Source organism: Paenibacillus sp. A3 (genome assembly GCF_001399685.1).
GTDB lineage: Bacteria > Bacillota > Bacilli > Paenibacillales > NBRC-103111 > Paenibacillus_G.
The window spans coordinates 34,401-51,138 of sequence record NZ_JTHN01000029.1 but is presented as its reverse complement, the minus strand read 5'-3'; the positions used below and the strand labels follow the sequence as shown (position 1 = coordinate 51,138).

General features: G+C 51.7%; 16 protein-coding genes. All 16 read left to right on the top strand.

Translation table 11 applies throughout. The features are described from left to right. Positions 1-25 precede the first annotated feature (25 nt). Entirely contained in the window at positions 26-1,129 is a 1,104-nt protein-coding gene (gene dprA, locus QJ48_RS03925) for a DNA-processing protein DprA (RefSeq protein ID WP_054972345.1), read from the top strand. 40 nt (positions 1,130-1,169) lie between these two features. Further along, complete coding sequence (gene topA / locus QJ48_RS03920; RefSeq protein ID WP_054972344.1) at positions 1,170-3,272, top strand: type I DNA topoisomerase; 2,103 nt, start codon at positions 1,170-1,172, stop codon at positions 3,270-3,272. Positions 3,273-3,306: 34 nt separating this feature from the next. Beyond that, entirely contained in the window at positions 3,307-4,635 is a 1,329-nt protein-coding gene (gene trmFO / locus QJ48_RS03915) for an FADH(2)-oxidizing methylenetetrahydrofolate--tRNA-(uracil(54)-C(5))-methyltransferase TrmFO (protein WP_054972343.1), read from the top strand. Between the two features lie 212 nt (positions 4,636-4,847). After that, the gene (gene hslV, locus QJ48_RS03910; RefSeq protein ID WP_010491321.1) at positions 4,848-5,390 is read left to right on the top strand and encodes an ATP-dependent protease subunit HslV; all 543 of its coding nucleotides are present in this window, start codon (positions 4,848-4,850) and stop codon (positions 5,388-5,390) included. Between the two features lie 17 nt (positions 5,391-5,407). Beyond that, a complete protein-coding gene (gene hslU / locus QJ48_RS03905; RefSeq protein ID WP_054972342.1) occupies positions 5,408-6,805 on the top strand; it encodes an ATP-dependent protease ATPase subunit HslU in 1,398 nt (465 codons plus the stop codon). A 22-nt stretch (positions 6,806-6,827) separates the two neighbouring features. Further along, the gene (gene codY, locus QJ48_RS03900; protein ID WP_054972341.1) at positions 6,828-7,601 is read left to right on the top strand and encodes a GTP-sensing pleiotropic transcriptional regulator CodY; all 774 of its coding nucleotides are present in this window, start codon (positions 6,828-6,830) and stop codon (positions 7,599-7,601) included. A 240-nt stretch (positions 7,602-7,841) separates the two neighbouring features. Further along, the gene (flgB, locus tag QJ48_RS03895) at positions 7,842-8,243 is read left to right on the top strand and encodes a flagellar basal body rod protein FlgB (protein WP_054972340.1); all 402 of its coding nucleotides are present in this window, start codon (positions 7,842-7,844) and stop codon (positions 8,241-8,243) included. A 3-nt stretch (positions 8,244-8,246) separates the two neighbouring features. Then, positions 8,247-8,702: a flagellar basal body rod protein FlgC gene (flgC, locus tag QJ48_RS03890; protein WP_054972339.1), complete on the top strand. Its 456-nt coding sequence runs from the start codon at positions 8,247-8,249 to the stop codon at positions 8,700-8,702. Positions 8,703-8,724: 22 nt separating this feature from the next. Then, positions 8,725-9,027 carry a flagellar hook-basal body complex protein FliE gene (gene fliE, locus QJ48_RS03885; RefSeq protein ID WP_054972338.1) on the top strand — a complete coding sequence of 101 codons (303 nt, stop codon included), beginning with the start codon at positions 8,725-8,727 and terminating at the stop codon, positions 9,025-9,027. A 44-nt stretch (positions 9,028-9,071) separates the two neighbouring features. Continuing rightward, positions 9,072-10,667: a flagellar basal-body MS-ring/collar protein FliF gene (gene fliF / locus QJ48_RS03880; protein WP_054972337.1), complete on the top strand. Its 1,596-nt coding sequence runs from the start codon at positions 9,072-9,074 to the stop codon at positions 10,665-10,667. Between the two features lie 13 nt (positions 10,668-10,680). After that, positions 10,681-11,697 (top strand): flagellar motor switch protein FliG, encoded by a 1,017-nt coding sequence (fliG, locus tag QJ48_RS03875; RefSeq protein ID WP_193394389.1) that lies wholly within the window; start codon positions 10,681-10,683, stop codon positions 11,695-11,697. After that, positions 11,690-12,508 (top strand): FliH/SctL family protein, encoded by an 819-nt coding sequence (locus QJ48_RS03870; RefSeq protein WP_054972335.1) that lies wholly within the window; start codon positions 11,690-11,692, stop codon positions 12,506-12,508. Before fliG ends, QJ48_RS03870 begins: the two co-directional genes overlap by 8 nt. 3 nt (positions 12,509-12,511) lie before the next feature. After that, positions 12,512-13,831 (top strand): flagellar protein export ATPase FliI, encoded by a 1,320-nt coding sequence (gene fliI / locus QJ48_RS03865; protein ID WP_054972334.1) that lies wholly within the window; start codon positions 12,512-12,514, stop codon positions 13,829-13,831. Positions 13,832-13,839: 8 nt separating this feature from the next. Further along, positions 13,840-14,280 (top strand): flagellar export protein FliJ, encoded by a 441-nt coding sequence (gene fliJ, locus QJ48_RS03860; protein WP_054972333.1) that lies wholly within the window; start codon positions 13,840-13,842, stop codon positions 14,278-14,280. Positions 14,281-14,307: 27 nt separating this feature from the next. Next, positions 14,308-15,231, top strand: coding sequence for a magnesium transporter MgtE N-terminal domain-containing protein (locus QJ48_RS03855; RefSeq protein ID WP_054972332.1), 924 nt, complete (start codon positions 14,308-14,310; stop codon positions 15,229-15,231). Between the two features lie 27 nt (positions 15,232-15,258). Further along, entirely contained in the window at positions 15,259-16,734 is a 1,476-nt protein-coding gene (locus tag QJ48_RS03850) for a flagellar hook-length control protein FliK (RefSeq protein ID WP_054972331.1), read from the top strand. The last annotated feature ends 4 nt before the right edge of the window (positions 16,735-16,738 follow it).

Here is a 16,738-nt window from a genome sequence, read left to right as displayed (position 1 = left end):
TGACCAAAGGAGTGAGCTATACTATATGGACAACCGAAGTATGCTATTTGCCTTGCATCATATGGAAGGTACCGGTTCCAAGACAATTGGCCGGCTGTTGCGGCAGTTTCCGCAGTTATGCGATATCCTTTCGCTCAGCTATGCCGATTGGCTCGAATTTGGCCTGACCCCGGTCCGGGCTGAACAAATGGTTAGGGGAATCGGCAGTTTAACCGAAGCCCGACTGGACACCATGCGATCCCGTTACGAGGAGCTGCACATCGAATGGGTGGTCCTTGGGGATGACCGTTATCCGGCAATGCTTTTGGAGACGGCTGACCCGCCTTGGATTTTGTATTACCGGGGACAACTGGATATCGTAAACCGCCCGTGCATTGCTATGGTCGGCACGCGCACTCCGACCGCTTACGGGAAAATGACGGCCGAGCGTCTGGCCGAATCGTTATCTACAGCAGGCGTTTGCGTGGTAAGCGGGCTCGCCCGGGGGATTGACAGCGCAGCCCACGAAGGGGCTTTGCGCAGCCACGGGAGCACCGTAGCCGTATTTGGCTGTAGTATCGAGACGGTTTATCCGCCCGAGAACAAAGCTTTATACCGTAAAATTTCCGAATGCGGGCTGCTTCTTTCCGAATACCCGCTCGGCACAAGGCCACATCCCGGGTTGTTTCCGCAGCGCAACCGCATTATTGCCGGTCTGAGCCTCGGAGTTGTGGTGGTTGAAGCGGCGCTTAGAAGCGGCTCCCTGATCACGGTGGACCAGGCATTGGAAGCTTCGCGCGACGTGTTTGCCGTTCCCGGCCCGATCTCTTCCCCCAAGAGCGAAGGCACGCTATCCTTGCTGAAGCAGGGCGCCAAGCTGATAACCGGAGCCGCAGACATCTTGGAGGAGTACGCAGGCCGGATATCCTTGGATCAAAAGGCATACATTATGAATACAACGGAAGCAAAGCCTGTCTTGTCTAAAGATGAGCAAAAAATAGTTGACATGCTTCAGATCCGTCCGCTTACGATCGACGAATTGCTCTCGCAAAGCCAATTTACCTTTGGACATTTGCATTCAGTTCTGATAAATTTACTAATGACGCGCAGGATCGTCGAACTACCGGGTTCGGTGTACGCCGTACCTTGATGGTCATACATATTTCCATTGTCGAAGGGGGCAAGACCCTATGGCCGATTCGTTAGTCATTGTGGAGTCACCCGCAAAAGCCAAAACGATCAGCAAATATTTAGGAAGCAAATATATTGTAAAAGCATCGATGGGGCATATTCGGGATTTGCCGAAGAGCCAGATCGGAGTCGAAGTCAAGAAAAACTTTGAACCGAAATATATTACGATCCGGGGCAAAGGCTCCGTACTTAAAGAGCTTAAAGACGCAAGCAAGCGCGTGAAAAAAGTATATCTCGCAGCGGACCCTGATCGCGAAGGCGAGGCGATTGCCTGGCACTTGGCTCATTATCTTGAGCTTTCCGATCAGGAAGCGTGCCGTGTCGTATTCAACGAGATCACTAAGCAGGCGGTCAAGGATGCATTCAAGACCCCCCGCAAAATCAATCAGGATCTGGTGAACGCGCAGCAGGCCCGGCGCATATTGGACCGGCTGGTAGGCTACAAAATCAGCCCGCTGCTTTGGAAGAAGGTCAAGAAAGGGTTATCGGCCGGTCGGGTGCAATCCGTGGCTGTAAAGCTGATCTATGACCGTGAGAATGAGATTAAAGCGTTCGTGCCCGAAGAGTATTGGAGCATCACGGCCAAGTTGACCTCGGGAAAAGCGGATTTTGAAGCGAAGTTTTACAGCTTGGACGGCGAAAAGAAAGAGCTAAAGAACGAAGCGGAAGTGAACGCTGTCTTGACCGCGCTTCAGAAGGCAGATTTTATTGTAAGCGAAGTCAAGGAAAAGGAACGTCTCCGCAATCCGTCCCCTCCGTTCATTACAAGCTCGCTTCAGCAGGAGGCGGCCCGGAAATTAAACTTTCGCGCGGCCAAGACGATGTCGGTAGCACAACAATTATATGAAGGAATCGATCTCGGCAGCGAAGGTACAGTCGGCTTGATTACGTATATGCGTACCGATTCGACGCGGATTTCCCCTGTAGCCCAGGAAGAAGCCAAAGACTATATCGTGCAAAAATTCGGTGAGTCCTTTTATCCCGAAACGCCGCGCGTCTATACGAAGAAGAACACGAACGCGCAGGATGCGCACGAAGCGATTCGTCCGAGCTCTGTGCTGCGCGAACCGGATCAGATCAAAGCGTACTTAAGCCGCGATCAATATCGCCTCTACAAGCTCGTTTGGGAGCGCTTCGTCGCAAGCCAGATGGCTTCCGCGGTCTTGGATACAATGACCGTAGATTTAACGGCCGCCAACACGATTTTCCGGGCCGTCGGTTCGAAGGTGAAGTTCCACGGCTTTATGAAAGTGTACGTGGAAGGCAACGACGATGCTGCGGCAGATACAGGGGATGACGATAAGCTGCTCCCGCCTCTGAAAGAAGGGGACAAGGTAAAAAAGCAGCAGATCGATCCGAAGCAGCATTTTACGCAGCCTCCGCCGCGTTTTACGGAAGCGCGTTTGGTTAAAGCGTTGGAAGAAATGGGCATCGGACGTCCGAGTACCTACGCTCCGACGCTCGAAACCATCCAAAAGCGTGGTTATGTGGCTATAGAGGAAAAGAAATTTGTGCCGACCGAGCTTGGCGAGCTGGTTATTCAGCTAATGATCGAATTTTTTCCGGAAATTCTGGACGTGGATTTTACCGCCCACATGGAAGAGGGACTGGACCACATCGAGGAAGGGAAAGAAGATTGGGTCCGCGTGCTGAGCGAGTTTTACGAGTCGTTCGAGAAGCGGCTTGAAGTGGCCGAAGAAGAAATGGAGAAGGTCGAGATTCAAGACGAGGTTTCCGATGAGATTTGCGAGAAATGCGGCCGCCATTTCGTCTACAAGATGGGGCGCTTCGGCAAGTTTCTGGCCTGCTCCGGTTTCCCGGATTGCCGCAATACGAAGCCGATCGTCAAGGATACCGGCGTCACCTGTCCGAATTGCCACGAAGGGAAAATCATCGAACGCCGCAGCAAAAAAGGACGCATTTTCTACGGATGCGACCGCTATCCGGAATGCGATTTCGTCTCGTGGGATAAACCTGTTGGCCACCCGTGTCCGAAGTGCGGCGCGATGCTCGTCGAAAAGCGAAACAAATCAGGAACGTTCACCCAATGCGTGTCCTGCGACTTTAGAGAAGAAGCGAAAGAAGAGCAAGATCAGGACTAACTTGTCATCTGGCTTCATATAGGAGGAACGGAAGTTGACTGTCGTACCGAAAGTGACTGTGATCGGCGCGGGCTTGGCTGGCAGCGAAGCTGCATGGCAAATCGCAAGCCAAGGCGTGCCGGTGGTTTTATATGAAATGCGTCCCGCGAAAAAAACGCCTGCGCACATTTCCGATCAATTCGCCGAGCTCGTCTGCAGCAATTCGCTACGGGCGAACGGATTGACAAATGCAGTGGGCGTATTGAAGGAAGAAATGCGCATCTTGAACTCGTTAATATTGCACGCAGCCGACAAGCATGCCGTTCCGGCCGGCGGGGCGCTTGCCGTCGACCGGGATGGCTTCTCGGGCGAGGTAACGTCCTTGCTGCGCAACCACCCGCTGATCGAGGTGCGCAACGAGGAGCTGGAGTCGCTTCCCGAAGGAATTGTCGTCGTTGCGACCGGACCGCTGACCTCGCCTGCGCTTTCCAAGCATTTGCAGGAGCTGACGGGCGAGGAGTACTTATACTTCTATGACGCGGCAGCGCCGATTGTGGAAAAAGAATCGATCGATATGAGCAAGGTTTACCTGGCCTCCCGTTATGATAAGGGTGAGGCAGCCTATTTGAACTGCCCGATGACCGAAGAGGAATTCACAGCGTTCTATGAAGCCTTGATCTCTGCGGAAACGGCGCCGGTGAAGGAGTTCGAGAAAGAAATTTATTTCGAAGGCTGCATGCCGATTGAAGTCATGGCGAAGCGCGGCCGGCAAACCGTCTTATTCGGTCCGATGAAGCCCGTTGGGCTAATTAATCCGCATACGGGCGAATTGCCTTACGCGGTCGTTCAGCTTCGTCAGGATAATGCGGCGGGCACGCTTTATAATTTAGTAGGCTTTCAGACCCACTTGAAGTGGGGCGAACAGAAACGGGTACTTTCCCTTATTCCCGGATTGGAAAACGCGGAGTTTGTCCGTTACGGCGTCATGCACCGCAATACGTTCATCAATTCGCCTAGGCTGCTGCGCCCTACGTACCAGTTCAAAGACCGGGACAATCTGTTCTTTGCCGGACAGATGACCGGCGTGGAAGGATACGTCGAATCGGCCGCTTCGGGCCTCCTTGCAGGCATGAACGCGGCGCGTTACGCCAAAGGTCAGGAGCTGTTCGTACTCCCTCCGGATACCGCGCTCGGCAGCATGGCGCAATACATCACGACGGCCGATTTCAAGCATTTTCAGCCGATGAACGCCAACTTCGGGCTGTTTGCGCCGCTTGACGAGAAGATCAAGAACAAGAAGCTTAAATACGAAAAAATTGCTATGCGAGCAATTGAGAAAATTCAGAATTTTTCACAAAACCTATACAATTCGCCTTGTAAATAAAACATGTACTGTGTTACGATAGATCCGAATATTATCTTGCTCCGCATCACGGAGCCCTCGCCAAACTAAGCTTGAAACAGCTTAGTTTTCGTCTTGTAGACAACTAAATTCTGCATCAATGAAGTTCCGGAAGCCCGCAGCGAGTGTTATTGTGGGCGGAAAAGCGCTTAATCCGAAGCTTTTCTTTACTATGGAGGAGGAATATCGGGCCCATGGAGCAATTTCACGCCACGACGATTTTTGCCGTCCGCCATCAGGGCAAGGGCGCTATTGCAGGGGACGGACAAGTGACCTTCGGCAACAGCATGGTCATGAAAAGTCAAGCCAAAAAAGTGAGAAGATTGTATCGCGGCAACGTCATAGCCGGGTTTGCCGGCTCGGTCGCCGATGCGATTACATTATTCGAGAAGTTCGAGGCGAAGCTGGAGGAGCATCACGGCAATTTGCAGCGCTCTGCCGTTGAACTGACCAAAGATTGGCGTCAGGATCGCGTGCTGCGCAGACTGGAAGCCATGATGATCGTGATGGACCGAAGCGGGCTACTGCTTTTGTCCGGCAACGGGGAAATCATCGAGCCGGACGACGGCATCCTGGCGATCGGTTCCGGGGGCAGCTTTGCGCTCGCCGCCGGCCGGGCGCTGCACCGTTATGCGCCGCAGATGAGCGCGAAGGAAATCGCCCATGCCGCGCTTACGATGGCGGCTGAGATTTGCGTGTTTACGAATCACAATATCATTGTCGAAGAAATCGAATGATCCAGGAGGTTATGACGTTGAAGCAAATAGCCTTAACCCCCAGAGAAATCGTAGCCGAATTGGATAAGTATATCGTCGGACAGAAGCAGGCCAAGAAGTCCGTTGCCGTCGCGCTGCGCAACCGGTACCGCCGGAGCCTGCTCGAAGAATCGCTCCGCGACGAGATCGCACCGAAGAACCTGCTAATGATCGGACCGACCGGTGTCGGCAAGACGGAAATTGCCCGCCGTATGGCAAAACTGGTCAATGCGCCGTTTATTAAAGTCGAGGCAACAAAATTCACGGAAGTCGGATACGTCGGACGCGATGTTGAGTCAATGGTCCGGGACTTGGTGGAAACGTCGATCCGCATGGTAAAAGCGGAGAAAACCGATAAGCTTAAGGACCGTGCGGAGCAAATGGTTAACGACCGGATCGTATCCATCCTTGTACCTAGTCCGTCCAAGAACCGGGGCCAGCGCAATCCGCTGGAAATGCTGTTTGGCCAGCAGAATGCAGGTCATACGGATACGGAGCCGGAGACCGATTCGTCGATTGCGTCCCAGAGGCAGGAAGTTAGGGAACGTCTTCTGCGCGGCGAGCTTGAGAATCAAGTGATCGAAATCGAGGTGGAGGATAGCTCTCCTTCGATGTTCGATATGCTGGCGGGACAGGGCAACGATCAGGCGGGAATGAATATGCAGGAGCTGTTCGGAAGCCTGATGCCGAAGCGGACGAAAAAGCGCAAGCTCCCGATCAAAGAAGCGCGCAAGGTGCTGCTTCAAGAGGAGGCCCAAAAGCTGCTGGATATGGACGAAGTGATCCAGGAAGCGGTGAAGCGAGCAGAGCAGGGAGGCATCATTTTCATCGACGAGATCGATAAGATATGCAGCTCCAGCCGCGGCAGTGGGCCGGACGTCTCACGTGAGGGCGTGCAGCGGGACATTTTGCCTATTGTCGAGGGATCGACCGTCATGACCAAATACGGCCCTGTAAAAACGGATTATATCCTGTTTGTGGCGGCAGGGGCATTCCATATCGCGAAACCGTCGGATTTGATTCCCGAGCTTCAGGGGCGTTTTCCGATCCGGGTCGAACTGAGCAGCTTATCGGAGCAGGACTTTGTGCTCATATTGAAAGAGCCGAAAAATGCGTTAACCAAACAATATACGGCACTGCTGGAAACGGAAGGAATTCGTGTCGAGTTTTCCGACGAAGCGATTCTGGAAATTGCCCGGATTGCCGCCGACGTGAATCAGAATACCGATAACATCGGCGCCCGCCGTCTGCATACCATTTTAGAGAAATTGCTGGAAGATTTGTCCTTCGAAGCGCCGGAAATCACGCTTGAGCAAATCGTAATCTCACCGGAGTATGTCAGAGAAAAACTGTCCGGTATCGTGCAGAACCGGGATCTCAGCCAGTACATTTTGTAATGTCAACTTGGAGGCAAGACTAATGACACTTTTGATGAAAACCAGAAGGCTGAATAAACTGCTGCAAAAGGAAGCGGGGAACCCGGTCAGCTTTATGGATATGGCCACGGTGCTGAGCGATATTTTGCAGGCGGAAATATTTGTCGTCAGTCGGAGAGGAAAGGTGCTGGGAAGCGCGTTCACAACGCCCGTATTCGAGGCCGGCGTGAACGAAACGGTGCTGCAGGAAAACCGGTTTCCGTCCGAATACAACCAGCTTTTGCTCAAGGTGGAGGAAACGTCCTCCAACCTGGAGGCAGGTAGCGAATTCGATATCTTTCGACAAATTTCGAATGATGCCGGCTTTTACATGACGATTGTTCCGATTATCGGAGGTGGCGAAAGGTTGGGAACGCTTGTTCTCACGAAACGCAACGGCATGTTTATCGATGACGATTTAATTTTGGCGGAATATGGTTCTACTGTTGTGGCGATGGAGATTTTGCGCGAAAAAGCGGAGCAGATTGAGATCGAAGCCCGGGGCAAAGCAGTCGTCCAGGTGGCGGTCGGTTCGTTATCCTTCAGCGAGCTGGAAGCGGTCGAACATATTTTCGAGCAGCTCGAAGGGTCGGAAGGACTCCTTGTAGCCAGTAAAATCGCGGATCGCGTAGGGATTACCCGTTCGGTCATTGTCAATGCCCTGCGCAAGCTGGAAAGCGCCGGTGTCATTGAAACGCGTTCGCTTGGCATGAAGGGAACGTACATTCGCGTTTTGAACGATCAATTGATGGCTGGCATCCAAAGTGTGAAAGCGTAGTCAGCATTCTCAAAAACGTGAAATATTTAACATTTCGGGCTCTATATGCAAATATAGGGCTTTTTTCATATTGTATTCACTTCCAAGATCTCTCAATATAGATGTAGTTCTCGTTTACTACATTTTACGACAAACCGTATTGTATTTTTTTTATGTTTAGATGTCGAAGGAAGGAGGATATTACGTTATCTTGTTGAATAACTAGATTCAGAATCATCCTTGGAAAGTGGGAGTCAACGCATGAATATTTTAAACAAGCCTTCATTTCAAACGCTGGAGCGTGCCCTTGATGCCGCCACACTTAGGCAAAAAGTGATTGCCGACAATGTGGCAAATGTCGACACGCCCTTTTTCAAACGTTCGGAAGTTCGTTTTGAAGAACTGCTGCAGCAGGAAATGAACGGAGCCGGGATTGAAGGGTATCGGACGGATCCGAGGCATTTTTATATCGGACGTCCGGCAAAGCCGGAACCGCAAATCGTTCGTGACAACCAATCCATGATTAACAACAACTTGAATAACGTCGATATCGATTACGAAATGGCGCTCATGGCCAAAAACCAACTTCGATACAACGTAATGGTCCAGCAAGTCAGCGGCGAGATCAAAAAAATCAGAACAGCTATCGGCGGGAGAGTGTAACGGATGAGACTTACAAACGGTTTTGACATCAGTTCTTCCGCACTAACGGCGCAGCGCTTTCGGATGGACGTTATTTCGTCCAACATCGCCAATGCGGATTCGACAAGAGCGCAGATGGTAAACGGCAAATGGGTCCCGTATCAGCGCAAACTGGTGTCTTTCGAACCAAAACAGCAAAATTTCGGCGAGTCGCTTGCCAATGCCATGTCCGGTAAAAATTCGGGAGCCGGGGACGGCGTACGGGTAACTCAAGTAATCCAAGATCCTTCTCCTTTTAGACAGCATTACGACCCGACGCATCCGGATGCGGACGAGAACGGCATGGTACTTTTGCCCAATGTGGACATTTTGAAAGAAATGGTCGATATGATCTCGGCTACCCGGTCCTACGAAGCCAACGTCACCGCACTGAACGCTTCCAAAGCTTTGATCGGGAAAGCGTTGGAAATCGGGAAATAGTTAACGAAAAGGAGTAATAACCATGATCGAATCCTTGAAATTGCAGCAGCCGCAGCAGATTGCCGGCGCCGTTCAACCCAAAATAACTAGCGCATCCGAAGTTACGGACCAATTCGGAAAATTTTTGAGCGACGCCATCGCCGATTTGAATAATAAGCAGTCCGCCGCCGATGCAATGAAAGGCCAGTTCGTCAAAGGAGAAATATCCGACGTGCATCAACTGATGATCGCCTCTGAAAAAGCGTCCTTGGGATTAGAGCTCACGGTTCAAGTGCGAAACAAAGTCATCGAGGCCTATCAAGAAATCATGAGAACGCAAATCTAATCTTCAAACGTACCTGAAGAGGGTTCATCAGATGGGGTGAAACAGTGAACGAAAATGTGCTCCAATATTGGAACCGAACGAAACAATATTGGAATCAATTCAGCAAAACGCAAAAGTGGACTGTTATCGCAACTGTGATTTTAGTCATACTGACGGTAGGTATTATTAGTTATAATTTTTCTAAAACCGAGTACGCCTTGGCTTATACGAACTTGCAGCCAAGCGACGCAGCGGCCATCAAAGCGTACTTGGACGGCGCCAAAATCCCGTATCAGCTCAGCGAAGACGGAAAAAGCATCGGCGTTCCGCGCAGTCAAGTCGCCAGTGTCAAACTTGCCGTCGAATCGCAAGGGTTGAACAAAAACGGCAACGTCGGCTATGGCGCCTTCAGTCAAAGCAGCACATTCGGTACCACGGACAGAGAATTCGATGTCAAATACGTCAATGCCGTTCAAGGCGAGCTGCAGCAGCTCATCAACTCGAACAATGCGATCGCAAGCTCGAAAGTATTGATCAGCTTGCCACAGGAAAGCTTGTTCTTGCGGAAGGGGGAGCAACCGGAGAAAGCATCGGCTTCCGTCGTGCTTGATATCAAGCCGGGCTACACGCTTGATCAGGCCAAGGTCGATACGATGTATAACTTGGTTTCTCACAGTATCAAAGGGCTGCCGGTCGAGAACATTACGATTTCCGATCAAAACGGCGATCTGCTTGAGTACTCCAAAGCGAACGGCAAAGTGAGCGGAGCTTCCAATCTTGCTTTGCAGCAGTTCGAAATCAACAACAAGTTCAGAAACGATGTGCAGCGCAACGTGCAACAAATGCTCGGCTCCATTCTCGGCCGGGACAAAGTGATCGTAAGTGTATTCTCTACGATGAACTTCGATCAGACGAGACGCAAAGAGCAACTGGTGACTGCGCCGAATACGGTAGACCAAACCGGGCTCGATATTTCCATTCAAGAGATCCAAAAGAACTATACGAGCGACGGCAGCGCAGGAACGTCCGGCGTACCGGGAACGGGCGCGACGGATGTGCCGGGATACCCAGGCAGCAGCAACAGCGGAAAGACGAATTCCGAAGAGCTGCAAAAAACGGTAAACCGGGAAGTCAACCGCATTACGAACGAAATTGAAATGACGCCTTACATAGTAAAAGATTTAAGCATTAACGTCGGCATTGAACCACCCGATCCGCAAAATCCGGCCTCGCTTTCGCCAGAAACGGTGAATGAGATCCGGAATATGCTCGTCAACGTCGTGCGTGCAGGCTTGGCCGATAACAAGCAACCGATAACGGATGCAGAGCTACTTAAAAAAGTAACCGTGTTTCCCCACACGTTCGCTAGAACGAACGAAAGCCAGGGAACGAGCACGAATTCGATGCTGCTCTACGGTGCACTCGGCGGACTGGCTCTCGCTTTGCTGGGCGGAGGCGCCTACTGGTTTATGCGCAGACGCAAGGCGCTGCAAGAGGAAGAAGAAGAGATCCTGGACGAGTCGCCGCGAGTGGAATTCCCGACCATCGATATCGATAACTTGAACAATGAAAATCAAGTGCGCAAGCAGCTGGAACAGCTTGCCAAGAAAAAACCGGAAGAATTTGTTAATCTGCTCCGCACTTGGTTAGTAGACGAATAGAGGTGTGCAACACTTGGCTAAAGTACAGCAACCGGGTTTAACGGGGCGACAAAAAGCCGCAATTCTTTTGATTAGTTTGGGTCCGGAAGTGTCCGCTCAAATTTTTAAACATCTGCGTGACGAAGAAATTGAGCAGCTCACTTTGGAAATAGCCAATGTCAGGAAAGTTGACAATGTCGAAAAAGAAGCGATCTTGGCAGAATTTCATCAAATTTGCTTAGCCCAAGAATTCATATCGCAAGGCGGTATTACGTATGCGAAAGAGATTTTGGAGAAAGCACTCGGATCTCAGAAAGCATTGGATATCATCAACCGGTTGACGGCGACGCTTCAAGTGAGACCTTTTGATTTTGCCCGGAAAGCCGATCCTGCTCAAATCTTGAACTTCATCCAGAATGAAAATTCGCAAACTATTGCTCTAGTTCTCGCTTACCTGCAGCCGGAGCAAGCCTCCATTATCCTGTCCTCGCTTCCGCAAGAGAAGCAGGCGGATGTGGCGAAGCGGGTTGCCTTGATGGACAGCACGTCGCCGGAGGTCATCAGCCAAGTCGAGCGGGTACTTGAGCAGAAACTGTCCGCAACGGTTACGCAGGACTATACGAATGCCGGCGGGATTTCGGCCGTCGTTCAAATTTTGAACGGCGTCGACCGCGGGACAGAGCGTACGATCCTCGATTCGCTCGAGATTCAGGATCCCGAGCTTGCCGAGGAAATCAAGAAGCGGATGTTCGTATTTGAAGACATCGTCAACATCGACAATCGCTCGATCCAACGGATTATCCGCGACATCGAGAATGCCGACCTCCAGTTGGCGCTTAAAGTGGCCAGTGAAGAAGTTCGGGAAGCCATTTTCAAAAACATGTCCAAGCGGATGGCCGAAACGTTCCGGGAAGAAATGGAGTACATGGGTCCGGTTCGGCTGCGTGACGTCGAAGAAGCACAAACACGCATCGTAGCTACGATTAGGCGTTTGGAAGAAGCCGGTGAAATCATCATCGCCCGTGGCGGAGGAGATGATATTATTGTCTAATGTCATCAAATCATTTCAATATGTAGCTATGGAAGACAGCAAGCTTGTAGAGCCTCCAGCTCCTCCCGTTCTCAAACAAGAACCGCTGCAAGACGGCGAACTGACGGAGGAACAACAGCTCGAGCTCGACAATCTGATGCAGATGAAGGACCAAATTCTTCAAGACGCCGAATCGTTTGCCGAAGAGCAAGTACGCGCCGCCATGGATGAGGCCGCAGCCATCAGACAACAGGCCCAAGCCGAGATTGAAGCTTGGTGGGACGAACGCAGACAGTTGGATCAGGAAACGATCGAGCAAGCGATGGACCGGGGCTTCGAGCAAGGCTACCAGGAAGGGCTGGCCAGAGCCGAAGCGGAGCTTCGCCAGCAATACGACACCATGCTGCAGGAAGCGTCGCAAATCTTGGAACAATCGTACATACTAAAGCAGCAGATCATTCAAGAGTCCGAACCGTTCTTGATCGAGCTCAGCTGCTCGATTGCCGAGAAAATCGTCGACCGCCAGCTGACGCTGCAATCCGAATGGGTTATCGAGCTAATCCAAAAGGTACTGTCACGGCGAAGAGAAAAGGGAATTATTGCGCTTTGCGTATCGCCTTCTCAATTCTCCTATATACAAGACGCACGAGAAGAACTTTTGTTGCACTTAGATTCGCAAGCGGAGCTACAAATTATTCCGGATGCTTCGGTACAAGATCGTGGATGCGTTATTCGGTCCTCCTTCGGAAGCATCGATGCCCGCATCGACACGCAGCTGAACGAAATCAAGAATGCGCTTCGGCAAGTGGCGCTGCGAAGCGAGGGATCTTAGATCATGCAGGTGCCATCCGCGCAGAAATACATAGAGCATTTAAGTCAAATCGACCCGGTGCGCGTAAACGGAAAAGTCACTCAAGTCATCGGATTAACGGTCGAATCGGAGGGACCGGATGCAAGCATCGGTGACGTATGCTACATCTATCCGCTCAAATCGAACCAGCCGCTCAAAGCGGAAGTTGTCGGCTTTAAGAACAACAAGGTTATTCTTATGCCGCTCGGCGAGCTTCATGCCATCGGTCCAGGTTGCGATGTGGTCGGCACCGGCAAACCGCTGACGGTGCAGGTAGGACACGAGCTGCTCGGCAAAGTGCTGGACGGGCTCGGGCAACCGCTCGACGGAACGTTTTTGCCATCGCGCATGACGCAATATTCTACTAATAATATACCTAGCAACCCGTTAAAACGGCCGCGCGTTTTAGATCCGATAAGCGTCGGCGTACGCTGCATCGACGGTCTGCTGACGATAGGCAAGGGACAGCGTGTCGGTATTTTCGCCGGGTCCGGCGTCGGAAAAAGTACGCTGATGGGAATGGTCGCCCGCAATACGTCAGCCGACGTGAATGTGATTGCGCTTATCGGAGAACGCGGCAGAGAGGTGCTCGATTTTATCGAACGCGATCTCGGTCCCGAAGGGCTGGCCCGATCGGTTGTCATTGTAGCAACGTCGGATCAACCGGCGCTCATCCGGATCAAGGGTGCGCTGATCGCTACGACGATCGCTGAATTTTTTCGCGATCGCGGGATGAATGTGATGCTAATGATGGACTCGGTGACCCGGTTTGCCATGGCACAGCGTGAAGTCGGCTTGGCGGTAGGCGAACCTCCTGCAACTCGCGGCTATACGCCTTCCGTATTTGCAACGCTTCCAAAGCTGCTGGAGCGGTCGGGCACCGGACCTAAGGGTTCTATTACGGCCTTTTACACGGTTCTTGTCGACGGGGATGATATGAATGAGCCAATTGCGGATGCTGTACGGGGAATACTGGATGGTCATATCGTGTTGAACCGTAACATAGCCAACCGCGGGCACTACCCCGCTATCGACGTTCTGGCCAGCGTTAGCCGGGTGATGAAAGAAATTGTTCCTCACGAGCAGCAGCTTGCGGCCGAGAACTTGAAAAGATTGCTATCTGTGTATAAAGATTCGGAAGATTTGATCAATATCGGGGCGTACCAGCGAGGATCAAATTCAGAAATTGATCAATCTCTCGACTCTATACAAGCGATATGGGATTATACGCGACAGCGCGTCACGGAGAAGCTGACATACGCGGAAGCGCAGGAAAGGCTAATTCGAGAATTTTACAGGGGATGAGAAGGAGCATGCGGTTTCGATACGCTTTTCAAAAAATCGTTGATTTGAAGATGAACGAGAAAACGCAAGCGGAATGGATGCTGTCCGAAGCGATCGGTAAAATGCGTGCGGAGGAATCTTCTCTGGCCGAGCTGGAGAAAGCCAAGCACGAGATGCAGGAGGAGCTGCATAAGTCTTCCAGCCAAGTAACGACGGTATCCAACCTGCTCATGCTGCAAAGTTACGTGAACCATATTGACGGTCGCATTCAGCTCAAGCATCGGGATGTGCAAGCAGCCAAAACGATCGTACAGCACAAACAGGATGATTTAACCGGTAAGATGATTGAAGAAAAAGTTTGGACGAAAGCGAAAGAAAGAGCGTTTCAGCATTTTTCCACCGAGGTTTTGAAGAAAGAGCAAAATCAGTTGGACGAAATGGCGACGAATCGTTTTAAACGGCTTTCGTAATTCATGAAAATGCGGGGAGGTGAGGAAGTGGCAAACACAGATACGGAGCAGTCCTCCTCTTACGGAGCTATGGAGCGGTTTTTAATATGGTTCCTTATCCCTTTTGTTTTTACAGCTGTACTGCTCGGCGTTCTGCTGACGATTTTCGATTATGATGTGATGAACAACGTTCTTCGGGCAGCCAATAAAATTCCTATCGTAAACAACATCATCCCGGATCCGAAAACGAAGGAGACGGCAGCCAATCCGGAAACGGCTCAACCCGCCGGGACCGAGTCGTCCGCTCCGGCACAGGAGAATGCGAATGCCGGCACGACGGCCAAGCTTCAGGAATTGGAGCAGGCGCTGAAAAAGGCGGAAGCCTCGCTGCAGCAGCGGGATGAGACGATAAAGGAATTGCAGCTCAAGAACAGTACATTGGAAGAAAGCGCAAAAAGCAAGACTTTGAGCGACGAGGAGTATGCGCATCAAATTCAACAGCTTGCTACCATGTATGCGAAGATGTCGCCGAGCAAATCGGCGCCGATTATGGAGAACTTGACCTCCAAAGAATTGGTTCTGGTGCTTGGGATGATGAAGCCGGACGAGCGCGTCAAGGTGCTGGAGAAGATGGACCCGAAGAAGGCTGCTGACGCCTCGATTCTGCTGAAGGATCAAACGAACGTAAGGGATACGGAGATTGCGGCCCTGCAGGAGCGCGTAAAGGAATTGGCGGCGCAGAGCAAGCAGCCTACGGACAAGCTGAGCAAAGACGATTTGGGCAGCACGTTTTCGAATATGACGCCCAAAAGTGCGGCTACTGTCTTGATGGAAATGCAGAAATCGAATCCCGACAAAGTGATCTCCATCTTGAGCTCTATGGATAGCGCCGGACGCTCCAGAATTTTGGCGGCCATATCGGATCAGTCCAAAGAAACCGCAGCGCTGATCTCGGCCCGACTGGTTCAATAAATACAATGGAAAGGAGGTGAAAAAAAGATGGAAATTTCGACACAAACTCCTGTGGCCGCATCTGCCGGGACATCCGCTGCCGGATCGAACGCTTCCGCCAGTACGGGGAGCACAGCCGGAGGGGCCGGATCCTTCTCGTCGGCTCTAAACGGAATGATGACAGGCGATGCTTCCGGAGCGGGAGCCAGCACGACAGGAACCGCCAGCTTGTCGGCACTTGCTCAGTTGATCGCTCCTTTGATTGCCGCGCTCCCGCAGATGGCGGATCAAGCTCAGGCTCAAACGGCTCAACAAATCGACGGCTTAATCCAACTTCTCGACTCGGCAAAAGGCGAGGATGCGAACGCGCTGATGAACAACCCGGATTTGCAAGCTTGGTTGTTGCAGCTTCAAGCGCTGCTGGCAGCACTTCCCTTGAATCAGCCTGAGAACAATCAAGCGGCCGTTCCAACAGGCGAAGGAAACAACGCGGAAGAGAGTGCGAATGCGCTTAATCCGCTGCTGTTTATTCCTTTGACGCCTGCTGTGGATACGCCTGCGGAGTCGAAGACCGATGAACTTGGCGCAATACAGCAGCCCAAAGCGCTGACGGCACAGGAAGCTGCCGCCATTTTGAAACAGTTAAAAGACCTGGTAGCGGAAGGAAAAACAGACACGAAACTTCAGCAAACCGTGAAAGAGTTGCCGGCTGTTCTGTTGTCGGCCGCGTCCAAATTAAGCGAACTGCAAAAATCAAGCGCCGATCAACGCCGTGTCTCTTCTACTATACAGACTGCAGTGACAGCGGAAGCAGCTTCGACTTCGGATGCCGGGAAGCTTGTCCAAGTGGTCTCCAGCCCGGTGCAAAAGCTCGAAGCGCTTACAGCAAAGGCCGCGATGGTTCAGCTTCATATGGATCCGCCGAAAGCCGACGAAGGACCTCTGTTTGAACCGTTAAACGCGGGAATGGCAGACGGAACGGAAAGTCAGCCGATGCCGCTGCACGAATACATTAAGCAGCAAGGCAATCATGCGCAGATAAAAGCGCCGGTTGTGCAGATGCAGGCAGCTACTTTTTCGGAGGACATGACGCAGTTTGTCGTTCGTTCCATATTTATGGGAACGTCGGCAGACGGGATAACCGAGGCTAAAATTTCGTTGTATCCTCAGCATCTCGGACACGTTGAAGTGAAGCTGACCATGCATAACGGACAACTGATTGCCCAGTTCGTAGCGGACAGCTTGGCCGGTAAGGAAATGCTGGAAAGTCAGTTGTCGCAGCTTAGAACAACATTGCAAAGCCAGGGTATCCAAGTGGAGAAGCTTGAAGTAAGCCAAAGCCAGAACTACCAGTCTGGCATGTTCCAGGAAGGACGCCAGCAGCAATCCGGACAATCCTCCAAGCAGCAGAAAGCGGCCAGCGGCCGAATTGCTGCGATGGAAGAAGACGAGCTGAAGGAAGAAGCGAAGACTTCGAGCACCGCAGGCAGCCTGGGAACCGGATCGATTGACGTTACGGCCTAAGCAA

Coding starts and splice junctions, on each gene's coding strand:
- dprA (WP_054972345.1), top strand. CDS start 26: ATGGACAACCGAAGTATGCTATTTGCCTTGCATCATATGGAAGGTACC.
- topA (WP_054972344.1), top strand. CDS start 1,170: ATGGCCGATTCGTTAGTCATTGTGGAGTCACCCGCAAAAGCCAAAACG.
- hslV (WP_010491321.1), top strand. CDS start 4,848: ATGGAGCAATTTCACGCCACGACGATTTTTGCCGTCCGCCATCAGGGC.
- codY (WP_054972341.1), top strand. CDS start 6,828: ATGACACTTTTGATGAAAACCAGAAGGCTGAATAAACTGCTGCAAAAG.
- flgB (WP_054972340.1), top strand. CDS start 7,842: ATGAATATTTTAAACAAGCCTTCATTTCAAACGCTGGAGCGTGCCCTT.
- flgC (WP_054972339.1), top strand. CDS start 8,247: ATGAGACTTACAAACGGTTTTGACATCAGTTCTTCCGCACTAACGGCG.
- fliE (WP_054972338.1), top strand. CDS start 8,725: ATGATCGAATCCTTGAAATTGCAGCAGCCGCAGCAGATTGCCGGCGCC.
- fliI (WP_054972334.1), top strand. CDS start 12,512: ATGCAGGTGCCATCCGCGCAGAAATACATAGAGCATTTAAGTCAAATC.
- fliJ (WP_054972333.1), top strand. CDS start 13,840: ATGCGGTTTCGATACGCTTTTCAAAAAATCGTTGATTTGAAGATGAAC.
- QJ48_RS03850 (WP_054972331.1), top strand. CDS start 15,259: ATGGAAATTTCGACACAAACTCCTGTGGCCGCATCTGCCGGGACATCC.